At 35.4% G+C, this 12,706-nt stretch carries 13 protein-coding genes; all 13 read right to left on the bottom strand.

Annotation, left to right across the window (positions count from 1 at the left end; translation table 11 throughout):
* Positions 1-9 precede the first annotated feature (9 nt).
* On the bottom strand, positions 10-1,497 hold the full coding sequence (locus AC0L8O_RS01495) for a YcdB/YcdC domain-containing protein (RefSeq protein WP_473446309.1): 1,488 nt from the start codon (positions 1,495-1,497) through the stop codon (positions 10-12).
* A gap of 222 nt (positions 1,498-1,719) precedes the next feature.
* The gene (locus tag AC0L8O_RS01490) at positions 1,720-2,898 is read right to left on the bottom strand and encodes an MFS transporter (protein WP_473446308.1); all 1,179 of its coding nucleotides are present in this window, start codon (positions 2,896-2,898) and stop codon (positions 1,720-1,722) included.
* Complete coding sequence (locus tag AC0L8O_RS01485; RefSeq protein WP_473446307.1) at positions 2,888-3,304, bottom strand: MarR family winged helix-turn-helix transcriptional regulator; 417 nt, start codon at positions 3,302-3,304, stop codon at positions 2,888-2,890. The genes AC0L8O_RS01490 and AC0L8O_RS01485 overlap by 11 nt, the downstream gene beginning before the upstream one ends.
* Before the next feature lie 185 nt (positions 3,305-3,489).
* Positions 3,490-4,893 (bottom strand): allantoinase AllB, encoded by a 1,404-nt coding sequence (allB, locus tag AC0L8O_RS01480; protein ID WP_473446306.1) that lies wholly within the window; start codon positions 4,891-4,893, stop codon positions 3,490-3,492.
* Between the two features lie 18 nt (positions 4,894-4,911).
* Positions 4,912-5,820 carry a dihydroorotate dehydrogenase gene (locus tag AC0L8O_RS01475; RefSeq protein WP_264144088.1) on the bottom strand — a complete coding sequence of 303 codons (909 nt, stop codon included), beginning with the start codon at positions 5,818-5,820 and terminating at the stop codon, positions 4,912-4,914.
* Positions 5,817-6,245 carry an iron-sulfur cluster-binding protein gene (locus AC0L8O_RS01470; RefSeq protein ID WP_473446304.1) on the bottom strand — a complete coding sequence of 143 codons (429 nt, stop codon included), beginning with the start codon at positions 6,243-6,245 and terminating at the stop codon, positions 5,817-5,819. The genes AC0L8O_RS01475 and AC0L8O_RS01470 overlap by 4 nt, the downstream gene beginning before the upstream one ends.
* A 5-nt stretch (positions 6,246-6,250) precedes the next feature.
* Positions 6,251-6,601 carry a ferredoxin reductase domain-containing protein gene (locus AC0L8O_RS01465; protein WP_473446303.1) on the bottom strand — a complete coding sequence of 117 codons (351 nt, stop codon included), beginning with the start codon at positions 6,599-6,601 and terminating at the stop codon, positions 6,251-6,253.
* A complete protein-coding gene (locus tag AC0L8O_RS01460) occupies positions 6,598-7,851 on the bottom strand; it encodes a M20 family metallo-hydrolase (RefSeq protein ID WP_264144090.1) in 1,254 nt (417 codons plus the stop codon). Before AC0L8O_RS01460 ends, AC0L8O_RS01465 begins: the two co-directional genes overlap by 4 nt.
* Before the next feature lie 141 nt (positions 7,852-7,992).
* The gene (locus AC0L8O_RS01455) at positions 7,993-9,267 is read right to left on the bottom strand and encodes a TRAP transporter large permease (protein ID WP_473446302.1); all 1,275 of its coding nucleotides are present in this window, start codon (positions 9,265-9,267) and stop codon (positions 7,993-7,995) included.
* The gene (locus AC0L8O_RS01450; protein ID WP_264144092.1) at positions 9,264-9,764 is read right to left on the bottom strand and encodes a TRAP transporter small permease; all 501 of its coding nucleotides are present in this window, start codon (positions 9,762-9,764) and stop codon (positions 9,264-9,266) included. Before AC0L8O_RS01450 ends, AC0L8O_RS01455 begins: the two co-directional genes overlap by 4 nt.
* 113 nt (positions 9,765-9,877) lie before the next feature.
* Complete coding sequence (locus tag AC0L8O_RS01445) at positions 9,878-10,936, bottom strand: TRAP transporter substrate-binding protein (RefSeq protein WP_473446301.1); 1,059 nt, start codon at positions 10,934-10,936, stop codon at positions 9,878-9,880.
* A gap of 209 nt (positions 10,937-11,145) precedes the next feature.
* Complete coding sequence (locus AC0L8O_RS01440; RefSeq protein WP_264144094.1) at positions 11,146-11,892, bottom strand: nucleoside phosphorylase; 747 nt, start codon at positions 11,890-11,892, stop codon at positions 11,146-11,148.
* A 30-nt stretch (positions 11,893-11,922) separates the two neighbouring features.
* Positions 11,923-12,696 (bottom strand): ABC transporter permease, encoded by a 774-nt coding sequence (locus tag AC0L8O_RS01435; protein ID WP_473446300.1) that lies wholly within the window; start codon positions 12,694-12,696, stop codon positions 11,923-11,925.
* Positions 12,697-12,706 lie beyond the last annotated feature (10 nt).

Below are 12,706 nucleotides of genomic sequence, written 5' to 3'. Positions count from 1 at the left end.
AATTTGCCCCTACAAAAATGTCGCATCACCAACATCCACAAACATAGCTTCTCCTGTCATTGCATCAATGGCTCTTACGTGGCCAACCGTTGCCGGGAATGACGGTGAATAGCTTAGCTTATAAATCGCTTTTTCATTTTCATCATACTCACGAGTAAAGACCAGCTCCATTTCAAGTTGATTTTTATAAATTTCCTTTGCTTCATCATATGATATCTTTGGGCTTGTTAGAAGATGTGTGTATAACTCTGGAGCTGGAATATCCAAGTCAAAGTTTGTGATTTTTCCGGTGAATTTACCTACGTCCAAGGTGGATACATGCTGATCTACCCTAATGCCCTGATGATAAAGATGGAAATAGAATGTGAAGGTTTGTTCATGTTCGATATATTCCTCCTCATCTACATCATCGTCTTCGTCTTCTATGTCAAATTCATCGTCTAGATCATATTCGCCTTCAAATTCATCATCCATTTCGTTATTTTCAAACTCCTCTTCATCATCGAATTCCTCAAGAACTTCTAAATAAAACCTCTCATTCGCATCAGGAAATAGTTTAAACATGAAATCTATTGCGTTTTTCTTGGCATCCTCTAAGCTGATTTCTTCTCCATCATTTTCAGATTCTTCCCCACTGATCACACCAAGTAGACGTTCTGTTTGTTCGTCAAATTTAAGCTTTACAACATGATTTTCAGGCTCATCCATCTCGAAAGATTCAGAATCAAGTAACTTATTTTTTGTCCATACCTCTGTTTTCTTTCCTTCTTCTATTAAACGATCTAAAAGTCTATATTCAGATGTGATTCCCACTAACTCATATACACTCTTATTCGGAGGATCCTGTAAAGGGATTTTACACTCACCTTTATTCTCCTCACGAATACTAAATGGTTCAGTCCCATCAACTGGTACATCTGTGATATGCTCAATTAAACTGTATGATAGATGGTATTGGGAATCACCATTTTTATACACTTCATGATCATACTGTTCAATGGTTAGGGCAAAGTCCAGCTGATTTATATATTGCTTTAATGCTTCTTCTTTTGTTATGACATGATCATCGTTTTGAATCTCGTACTCTTCCTCTGTAAAGTGAAATTGGGTTACTTGTCCAGCTGTTGATACGGAAACAACGAATCCCATACTATGCAAAAACAATCCATAGGTTTCATCTCTTTTTTCATAGACAACCATGTATGGATTATCTAAATCCAAAATTGCTGAAAGCTCGTACTCTTTCTTTGTTGGATGAAAGGTTTTAAGAAACTTGTCAGCAATAGCTGCAATTTCATCCTTTACGACATCGCCTTGTGTTGTTTCATCAAAAAGAGAAAAGCTCACAAGCTCCCCCTCTTCATTAACTGTATAAGATCCAATCTCTTCGTCAGTTTTTTCATCCATGATGTCAAAAGTCATTTCTTCATATTCTGATACTCTAGAAATAGCTTTAGAAGGTAAAAAAGGGATTAGTTGTTCAATTATGTTATTCATGGGCTTCTCCATTCACATAAAATTTTCCACTTCCTGTCATACGAATTTTACCTGTTAAAAGTTTCATTTAAATTAGAAAAACACGACTTACCGCCAAGAATGGCGGAAGTCGATGTCTTTTCTTATACTTATCATTCATAAAATTTATATATTTTTTGATCATATAAAAAAGATGACTGTTCATAATGAACAATCATCCGTTGAATTCCTATTTTTATTACATTAAATATACAATTTCGCTTTTCGCCCATGTAATACATAATAAAGGGGAATACATACCAAAATAACCGGCAGCATCCATAGAAAAATGGCGCGATACCCGACAAAAGGAATGAATAACCCTAATAAATATGGTCCTAGCCCCAGACCAATATCATAAAAAATAAAGTATGTTGATGTCGCAAATCCGAAACGATGGGGCTCTGTTACTTTTACCGCAATCGTTTGTGCAATAGAATTAAAGTTACCGAAACCAAGACCGATTAAAGCAGCAGCAACTAACAGCATCCAACTGCTGCTGGCATCACTAAACATATACATACCAACGGCAAATAGCACGATACAAGGATAGACAATGATATTAGGCCCTTTTCGATCCATTAAACGTCCGGTAAAAGGACGTGTTAAAATCGTCGCTACGGCATATACGATGAAGAAAAAGCTTGCTGCATCAACTAAATGGATTTCTTCTGCAAAGAAAGATAAAAATGACATAACTCCTGAATAAGCAAAGCCTATTAATAAGGCAATAAATGAAATTGGTATCGACTTAGGTTCCATGAATTTTGCAATAAATGATTCGTTTGTTTCATTCTGTTCACCAGTACGAAACATGGATGAATCTAATTTCATAAAAGCTAATGCAAGAATCATAATAACTGATAATAATACATTAAATCCAAAAATATACGTATTCCCATTCTGGAATTTCATTAAAAATATTCCGATAAACGGTCCAATTGCTGTTGCGAGAATAACACTTAAACTGTAATATCCAATTCCTTCCCCTTTTCTGGAGGCAGGGAGGATCGAGGCTATAATTGTTCCTGCGGCCGTTCCTATTATTCCAACAAAAATCCCCTGTATAAAACGGTTAAATAATAAAAATCCAATATTGATTTCAATAAAGTACAAACATGCACTAATGAAAAATAATACAACACCCATCGTCAATATTTTTGACGGACCTAATTTGCCGATGAATCGCCCTGTAAAGAGCCTTCCCACCAATGCTCCAATTACATAAATACTTGAAACCAGACCGGCAATACTAGTTGATACGTGATAGGTTTCGATAGCATAGCTGGCAATTGTTACGATTAATAAGTAAAACATTAAAATTGATAAAAAATTAATTAATGAGATCACAATAAAATTTCTTGACCATATCTTATCCTTCATATTTCTTTAATCGCTCCTCCAACACCATTACCTGTTTTGTCCATTCTTTGATCATTTCATCCGGGAACGGCTCTGTGACGAATGATTGAAGCTGCATCACTTTTTCTGATACTTTTTGGCATAGAGTATGTCCTTCGTCAGATAGTGATAAGTACTTTTGTCGTTTATCTTCACCACTTGTGAATTCTAGTAAACCCTGTTCGTTTAATTTACGGACTAATGAAGACACAGTTGGTTTTTCAACTGACCATTCTTTGACGATATCCATACTAGTACATCCTTCATTTTTATAGACATGCTGCAACACAAGCCATTGTACGGCTGTAATGCCATTTGCTGAACAAATCTCTTGAAGACGAAGTACATACAACTTATTAAAACGGTAGATGATTGAGAATAAGTTCATGCTGGCCTCCTTAATAGTTAGTATCCCTAACTAACTATATGATAATATATCTTTTTTGTAAAGTTTTTAGCTTGATATGCAAATTCTTTGTATATCAGACAGATAAAAATCTTGGCGAAAACAGCCTTGTTTTAACAAGTGCGATTAAACGCTTTCAAATCCCGTTAATTAAACCGCCTACTTTTTTAAGTTGACGGTTGGTTTGGAGTAACTAATGTTCCAGCCGGTTGCCCGAGGATCTCACCTTTCTCCATCACGATACTACCTCTTATTATTGTATATACAGGTGCTCCTTTTACCTTGTAACCATTAAAAGCAGTGATTTTACTCTTACTATGTAGATCTTTCTTTTTTATAGTAAATTCCTTTTCCATGTCAACAATTGTTAGATCTGCATCAGTCCCAACTTTTATGGCACCTTTAGTCGGATAGATATTAAATAACTTTGCTGGACCTTCAGCTAGTAATCTCACAACATCATGAATAGATATCATTCCTTTGTTAGCAGCATTCAACATAAGAGGTACTAATGTTTCTACTCCACACATCCCTGCTGGAATAGACCATAAATCACCATCTTTCTCTTCCTCAGTATGTGGTGCATGGTCGGAGCATACGAGTGAGATCGTTCCATCCTTTATTCCTTGCCACAATGCATCTTGGTCCTCTTTATATTTAATTGGAGGATATACCTTCATTTGTGGACCTACTTTTTCGTAGTCTTCATCTGAGAGAAACAAATAATGAGGACAAGTCTCACCTGTTATTGGATATCCTTGTTTTTGCGCTTCGCGAATTAGCTTAACCCCTTCTTTCGTACTAATATGTAAAATATGAAGTCTTGCACCTGTTTTTTTTGCCATTGCAATTCCTGATTGAATTGTTAATTCCTCAGCTAAATTCGGACGCCCTTCAAGCAAATCTTGATACGAACGACCTTCTCTTTTCTCAATCTTTTTTGTTAACGTATGAATTAAGTCATTATTTTCTGCATGTATGGCAAATATCTGTCCAGTTTTAGCGACTTCTTCAAACATTTCAAATACTTTTCCATCCGTAAAAGGAGGGATAACATCTCTATCATCTGGATTATAGTTATATATTAATTGAAATGTCTCAGAATGAACGGCATATCCCCAAAAAAACTTAAAACCTATTACTCCAGATTCATGAAGTTTCTTATATTCCGATAGATTAAGATGTCCTAGACAGATTGCCCAAATTCCGTAATCAACAAAAGCTTTACTTTTTAGATTTTCAGTCTGTTTATTGAAATTTTCCACATTATTTATAGGTGGGTTCGTATTCGGCATTTCAAAAATTGTCGTCACTCCACCAACAGCAGCCGCTTGAGTTGAAAAGCGAAAATCTTCTTTATAAGTAGCTCCTGGATCTCTGGAGTGTACATGTGTATCAATAAAACCCGGGAAAACCAGTTTTCCCTCCGCATCAATGGTTTCCTTTATTTCTCCTAAAAGCTCTTCACTTGTTATCGCTGCAATTTTCTCATTTTTTATATATACATTTCCCTCTACTAATTCATCGGATTTAACTATGATTCCATTTTTAATAAGTAAGTCGAAAGACATGGTTTACTCTCCTAACTTTTAGTCGATGATAACAGATCCTATTAACTCATTAATATCACTTATGTTATGGTGTTCCATATAGGTCTGAATTCCCTTAACAATGTCTACCATTGCATGTGGGTGAATAAAACTTGCAGTTCCAACTTGTACTGCTGTTGCCCCAGCTAGAATCATTTCAATAGCATCATCACTAGTCATAACGCCACCACATCCTATAATCGGGATAGTTACAACTTTTTTAACCTGATAAATAAGTCTTATTGCCACAGGCTTTGTAGCAGGGCCAGATAATCCACCCATAATATTGCCGATCCGAGGCTTTCTAGTTTCAACATCAATTGACATTGCTAACAAAGTATTTGCAACAGTTAAGGCATTACTTCCACCCTCTTGAGCTGCAATTGCAATTTCTTGAATACTCGTTACATTAGGTGAGAGCTTTGTTATAACCGGTTTATCCGTTACGTCTCGAACTTTCCTTACTAATTGATAGGTTAAATCTGCATCCATTCCAAAGGCCAACCCATTTCCTTTTAAGTTGGGGCAAGATATATTTAACTCAAGAGCTGATACATTAGGATTTTTCGCAACAATATCTGCAATTTGACCAAATTCTTCTACAGATTCTGCTGATAAACTTGAAATAAGAGGGGATTGATATTGAGCAAAGAAAGGAACAACATTTTCCATATAATAGTTAATTCCTTTACTTTGAATTCCGATAGAATTGATCATGCCTGCTGGAGTTTCACAAACACGGGGTGTTGCATTACCCGCTCTTGGTGATAATGTAATGCTTTTCGGTATAACTGCACCTAATCTATTAAAATCAATGACCGAATTCATTTCAGGACCAAATGCTCCAGAGGCAGGCATAATTGGATTTTGGAGAATAAGACCACCTATATCTACAGCTAATTTTTTCATGATATGACCACCTGTTCGAGAGGAAATACCGGTCCATCCACGCACACTCTTACACTTTTTGTGGTTGAGCCATCATTAAGATCACACACACAAGCAAAACATACTCCCATTGCACATCCCATATGTTCTTCTAAAGCAATTTCACCAGGGAGTTGTTCTCGCCTAGCTACTTCTTGCATCAATCTAGATAATCTTTTCGAACCACATGTATACAATGCTTTTATGTGATATTCTTGAAGAATCTCTTCTATTAAATATCTAACACTGTTTATGTCACTTGTGCCTTCTTCATCTGTTACCTTGTGAATCTCTACTCCCATATCAGATAAATAATCTGCTGATAATAAATCATTCTGACTACGAGCACTTAAGATTCCTATTACTTTCCTATTATCCTCACTTGCTTTTTGTGCTAACGCTGCCAATGTTGCTATGCCAACCCCCTTGCTAAAAGGAGGATCGTATCATATTCATCCTGAAGGTGAAAACCTTGTCCAAGTGGACCAAACATATCTAATATTTGACCTTCTTTTAATTGTGCCAACTTCTTAGTACCTAGTCCTTTAACTAAATAAAGAAATTCAAGTGTTTGATTATATCGATTAATTTTGTAAACACTAATTGGCCGGCGTAAAAAAGGATACAACTGATCACTACATCGAAGATTAAAAAACTGCCCTGGTTCTATTTTTTCTTCTATTGAACTAATATCCACTTTTAAAAGATAGTAGCGGTCACTTACTTGCTTATTTATGAGGATTTTCACCTGATGTGCTTTCATAATTTCTTCTCCTTTTTTGAGCATTGCATTGCGTATGATAACACTACTTCCTTTAATAATTTAATACCTGTTGAAATATCCTCTAACTTTGTGAATTCTTCTGGGTGGTGACTCAACCCATCTAATGAAGGAATAAAGATTAATCCAGTTGGCCAACGCTTTGACATATTCATAGAATCATGTCCAGCACCACTTGGCATTGTCATATATTCTATATTCATGTTTTCACATAATTCTGAGAGAGAATGTACGATTGTTTTATCCATCATGACAGGTACTTCTTCACTTTTCCATTCAATTACAACCTTTACATTACGGTGTTTTTCTAATTGTTCAACCTTATCAGATACTTTCTTCCAGACTCGATTTCTTGAATTGACATCTGTACTCCTAATATCGATCTTAAGATTGACTAGCCCAGGTACAATATTTATCGCACCTGGAAGTACATCCATAACCCCAACTGTCGCAACTGTGCTTTGTTTTCTTTCAACAACTGCCGCTTTTTCTACTTCTAAAGCTAATTCTGCTGCAGCTAACAATGCATCCTGTCGCTTTTCCATACTAGTTGTACCAGAATGAGCACTTTTTCCTTCAATTGTTAAAGACACTCTTAATGGAGCTGCAATTCCATCTACAATACCAACCGTTTTGTTATTCTCTATTAATCTATTTCCTTGTTCAATATGAAGCTCAAAAAATGCTTTTATCTCTTTTTCCTCTCTTTTTGCTAAATGGATATTTTCTAATTCAAGGTTTTGCCTTTTAAGTGCTTCTTGTAGTGAAATATTATCTCGATCCTTCAATTGTGTAATGTCTGATTGTTTGAGGTCACCCGTCATCGCTTTACTTCCAAGTGTTGAGAAATTAAACCGTGAAGATTCTTCACAAGTAAAAGCAATCACTTCAATTGGATGGAATGTCTGGATCCCTTCCTCTTCCAACATTTCTATAATTTCTAACCCAGCAATCACTCCTATTAACCCATCATATTTTCCACCATTATAAACAGTATCTATATGTGAGCCTACCGCTATAGCAGGAAGGGAATGATCTATCCCTTCCCGACGGGCAATGACATTTCCAACTGAATCAAATCTAACATCCATGCCTAATTCTTCAGATTTTTTCTTGAAGAATTCTTTTGCCAGTTTCTCTTCCTTTGTATAAGTGATTCTATGCATTCCATTTTCTGTATATCCAAAGGTATTAAATTCATCTAATAATTTTCCAATTCGTTCATTATTCAAAAAATCACCTCATTTTATTCCCACACTTCTTATATTCCTAAGATATAATAAAAATAAAGGTGATATCTTCGTCTATTAAGCTAACAAAATTAAGAATTAACTGTCTCATCAGACAAAGAATCAATAAAACAGGTTGATATCCTACCCAATTATTTTTAATAAAAACAATGAAGCATCAGGTATGTATGTAATAATAATTAATGCTATAACATTACAAACAAAAAATCTTAAAATGCCTGGCATCATTTCCCCCATTTTCATATTTGTGATTCCTTGTGTAACAAATATGTTAATACCAAACGGAGGTGTATACATTCCAATAGCAAGATTGGATATCATGATTACTCCTAAGTGAACAGGATCAATCCCCATCGCCAAAGCAGTTGGATAAATTAATGGTGCAACAATAATAATGGCAGCTACCCCTTCCATAAACATCCCTAAAATGAGTAAGACAATATTTAATATGATTAAAAACACAAAAGCTGTATCTACATTTGTTGTAATCCAAGTTGCAATTGCTTGTGGAACCTGTCCTCTTGTAAGCATCCAACCAAGTACTTGAGCAGCAGAAACTAAAACTAGCACTTGTGCTGTTAATACAGCAGAATCTACACACACTTTATAAAATTTTTTAAGATTCATTTCTTTATATACAAAAAAGCTAATAATTAATGCATATACTGCTGAAACTCCTCCGGCCTCAGTGGGTGTAAAAATTCCAGAATATATTCCACCAAGGATAATAACTGGAATTAATAAGGCCCATGCTGCCTTTTTAGTTGCACCCCATAATTCCCCCTTACTTGCCTTAGGATCTTTTGGTAAATGATGCTTCCTAGCATATAAGTAAATATAAATCATCGAAGATATCCCATAAATAATACCAGCCCCAATTCCTGCAATGAACAATGACCCGACAGATACTCCTGTTACTGATCCATAAATAATTAATGTAATACTAGGAGGAATAATTAGTGATACGGAACCTGCAGAAGCTAACAACCCAGCTGAGAACCATTTATCATATTTTCCTCGAATCATCTCAGGGTACATAATCTTCCCTATCGCAACCACTGTTGCAGGACTCGAACCCGATAAAGCACCGAAGAACATACTTGATACTTGAGTTGTCATAGCTACTCCTCCAGTAATATGTCCGACCAGTGCACGAGACCAGCGCAAAATTCTACTCGATAGACCTCCAACTTCCATAATATTTGCCGCTAAAATAAAGAAGGGCAAAGCCATTAATGCAAATTGATCGATACCTCCAAACAATCGTTGAATTAAAATCATAGGATTGATATCAGTTAAGAATATAACTGTTAAAAAAGAAGCAATCCCCATTGCAACAAATATAGGTGTACTGGTAAATAAAAAGAAGAAAATTAAAACCATTAAAAGTATGATCATTTTTGATTCTCCTCTGTTTGCATAGATTGACTTTGATACATAAAATCTTTTATCCGCGAGAAAGTATTTACTAGTAAATGAATGATTGATAAAGTAGCTCCAACAGGTATTCCAAGATAGATCCAATACATTTTTATTTGTAACGAAGGTGTTATCTGACCAGAATTCACACTAAATTTAACAAGTTCTATACCATAGAACAGGAGAAAGATCATAAAAATAATTGAAACAATATTTACAAATATTCCAAATAACAGCTTCCATCTTGATGAGAGATATTCAAGAAAAAAATCAATCCCCACATGTAACCCGCGACTAAAACATACACTTGCCCCAATAAAGGTGATCCATATCATGACATAACGAATAAATTCCTCAGCCCACGTTGTATTAGCTTGAAAAAAGTAACGAAGAACAATATTAACAAATAAAACAAATGTGGCTACGATAATTCCCATCCCTATTAATCCTTCTTCAAAGCGTTTCATGATTCTCATAATTCCCTATAGCCTCCTCGTTTTTGAAATTATCTAAGGACCTCGCTTTAAAAGTAAAACAAGGAATAAACAACAACATTGTTGTCAAATTCCTTGTTTTTAAGGTACTTCACTTAATTACTTCCTGCTTCACCAATCGCCTTATATAGCTTATCAAGCATCTCTAATTGATCAGGTTTGTTATAAACTTCTTTATGCATTTCACGTGAAACACTACGGAAGGCTTCAATTTCTTCGTCAGTAAGCTTATAGTAGTTAATGCCTGAATCAATTATTTTCTGACGATACTCATCTTCAACCTCTGCTAAAGCTTGTCGAGCTGCGGTATGACCTTCTACTTCAGCCTCTAAAAGAACATTCTGCAAATCTTCAGATAAACCATTAAACCAATCTTGATTTGCCATTAAAACATATGTCATCGTACCATGATAGCTATCTATCACATTTTTTTGTACTTCATGATAGTTATTGAGGAAAATGGTTTGTAAAGGATTCTCTTGACCATCAACAACACCTTGTTGAAGAGAATTATAAACTTCGGCATATGGTACTGGAATAGCTGTCGCACTCCATGTTTTATATTGCTCTATTAATAAAGGAGATTCCATAACACGCATTGTCATACCTTTGAAATCTTCAGGTTTATGAACCTCCTTATCTCCTGTTGTAAATAATTTGAACCCTCCTGGCCAATAACCAAGTCCTTTAAAACCACCTTTCTCTAAAGTTCCTAACAATTCTTGTCCAACTTCACCATCCAGAACTTTATAGGTTTGTTCATTACTAGGTGGCCATAAATAAGGTAGATCAATTACTTTAATGTCATCAACAAATGGTGTGACAACCGCTGTAGGTTGCATCGTTATGTTGATTTCTCCCAATTGTGTACCTTCAACCTGTTCTCTCAAACTTCCAAGTTGTGAAGCCGGGAACACATTAACCTTCACTTTTCCACCCGTTTTCTCTTCCACAATCTCTTTAAACTTCTCTGCCCCTACATGTTCGGGACTTTCAATTGGTTGATTATGACTAAATGTAATTTCTACCTCTTCAAATTCCGCTGATCCATCATCTTGACCATTACTTTCTGAGTCCACCTTCTCACTATTTCCACAAGCAGCCACCATCAATAAAAGAAACACAGTGAACAATACAATCAAATACTTTTTCATCTAACTCCCCCTACTTATCAATGTTTTTTATCTTCTTTTAATGTACCTTTTAAAAGGTTGTTCTATTAGACAAAAAGAATTGGTGTTTTTTGTCTGTTGCAACGATGATAATCCGTTACTTAAAAATAAAAGAAGCAGACATATATAGTAAGGTCTGCTTTTCTTCATATATATTTTTTAGCGTCTTTAGATATGAAGCGACAATCTTTTTATCGTTTTATCGTGTGAAAACATGCATCTAAAACAAGCTTTGATACGTTTAGATGGATATCATGATACTCGTCATTTCCTATCCATTGATCACTTATTCTATTTCCATGAACCACAAGACAGTTTGCAGCAAATGCACCATATATTGATGCTAGTATATAAATAGCTGCTGTTTCCATTTCACAATTTAAAATTGACCTTTTTTTCCAATAAGACATATCACCACTCGTATCTAGAATGTGATCGATCTTTGGTTTTCGATCCTGTCCCAGGTAATAGGATTGCGTTGTTAACCCAATTCCAAAGTGAGTCTTTATATGATGACTAGATAGGGTCTTTAGAATATTATGAACTAAGATAGGGTTTGCGACAGCCGGAAATGTATCCCTTCCATATGCGGATAAAGTTCCCGAATCGCGTGCCATTGCGTAATTCACAATAACTTCACCCGGTAAGATATCCTTTTTCCAAGCACCACATCCTCCGACTCGAACCAAATATTTCGCCCCGTTTTCAAGTAATTCAATGACTGCAATTTCAGTAGAGCTAACTCCTATTCCTGTTGAACAACAAGATACTTTTTTACCTTTCCAATATCCGCTCACCATCTTAAATTCTCGACTGTTTGTAACTAACCTAACATCTTTCCAATCTTTAGAAAGTAACTCTACTCTAGCTGGATCACCAACTAATAAACACACTTCCCCTATATCAGCTTCCGTTACTCCTGTTAAATGAATGGCCAAATTCTTTTACCCTCCAGTAATAGTTAATTCTTAAAATACCATTTCAGAGTGATTGCTCCAATGCAAGAATCTTTTCTCAACTAAATCAATGATTTTATAAAGAACTAAGCCAATTATGCTTAATAATAGAACTGATGTAAGAATTAAACTAATATCATAGGTTTCACTTCCAAGAATGATGAGAAATCCTAACCCTGATTTGGCCCCGATCATTTCACCGATCACAGCACCAGTTATGGCATAAGTAGATGCCACTTTTATACCTGAGAGTAACGATGGCATTGAATAGTAAAGCTCAACAAAGAAAAATTTTTGGAAACGATTGGCATGTAAAATTTGAAGCAAGTCTTGCATGTTTTTATCAACCGATCTTATTCCCACAACAAAGTTTACCATTATAGGAAAGAAAACAACTAAAACCACCAACGCAATTTTCGACTCCACCCCTAATCCAAACCAAAGCAAAAACAACGGTGCAATTGATATTTTCGGTATCGTTTGTATCAGTATGACGTAAGGGGTAAAAATCCGTTCCAGGAAATGATTTTTAGCAAGAAAATATCCTGTCAACAGCCCAAAAAATATGCCAATTACCGATCCTACAGCAATTTCAATAAGCGTGGTAGCTATATGTTCTTGTAAATTCCCCTGCTTCAAATTGGTAATAAGATCAGAAAAGAATTGTAATGGAGAGGGTAATATGTGACTTGGGATGTTGAAGAGGGTAACATAAGTTACCCAACATCCTATAAAAAGAATAAACACGGATAATATAAGACTCGTTTTTTTTATGATTTTTTTCATCTCAACCTCC

The organism is Metabacillus sp. KJ11-3, assembly GCF_055808295.1.
This window is presented reverse-complemented; position numbering and strand designations above follow the sequence as displayed.

What these genes read in the sequence shown, in the direction of transcription:
- AC0L8O_RS01455 (WP_473446302.1), bottom strand. Translation starts at nt 9,267, where the DNA reads ATGATCATACTTTTAATGGTTTTAATTTTCTTCTTTTTATTTACCAGT.
- AC0L8O_RS01435 (WP_473446300.1), bottom strand. Translation starts at nt 12,696, where the DNA reads ATGAAAAAAATCATAAAAAAAACGAGTCTTATATTATCCGTGTTTATT.
- AC0L8O_RS01490 (WP_473446308.1), bottom strand. Translation starts at nt 2,898, where the DNA reads ATGAAGGATAAGATATGGTCAAGAAATTTTATTGTGATCTCATTAATT.
- AC0L8O_RS01465 (WP_473446303.1), bottom strand. Translation starts at nt 6,601, where the DNA reads ATGAAAGCACATCAGGTGAAAATCCTCATAAATAAGCAAGTAAGTGAC.
- AC0L8O_RS01475 (WP_264144088.1), bottom strand. Translation starts at nt 5,820, where the DNA reads ATGAAAAAATTAGCTGTAGATATAGGTGGTCTTATTCTCCAAAATCCA.
- allB (WP_473446306.1), bottom strand. Translation starts at nt 4,893, where the DNA reads ATGTCTTTCGACTTACTTATTAAAAATGGAATCATAGTTAAATCCGAT.
- AC0L8O_RS01450 (WP_264144092.1), bottom strand. Translation starts at nt 9,764, where the DNA reads ATGAGAATCATGAAACGCTTTGAAGAAGGATTAATAGGGATGGGAATT.
- AC0L8O_RS01485 (WP_473446307.1), bottom strand. Translation starts at nt 3,304, where the DNA reads ATGAACTTATTCTCAATCATCTACCGTTTTAATAAGTTGTATGTACTT.
- AC0L8O_RS01495 (WP_473446309.1), bottom strand. Translation starts at nt 1,497, where the DNA reads ATGAATAACATAATTGAACAACTAATCCCTTTTTTACCTTCTAAAGCT.
- AC0L8O_RS01445 (WP_473446301.1), bottom strand. Translation starts at nt 10,936, where the DNA reads ATGAAAAAGTATTTGATTGTATTGTTCACTGTGTTTCTTTTATTGATG.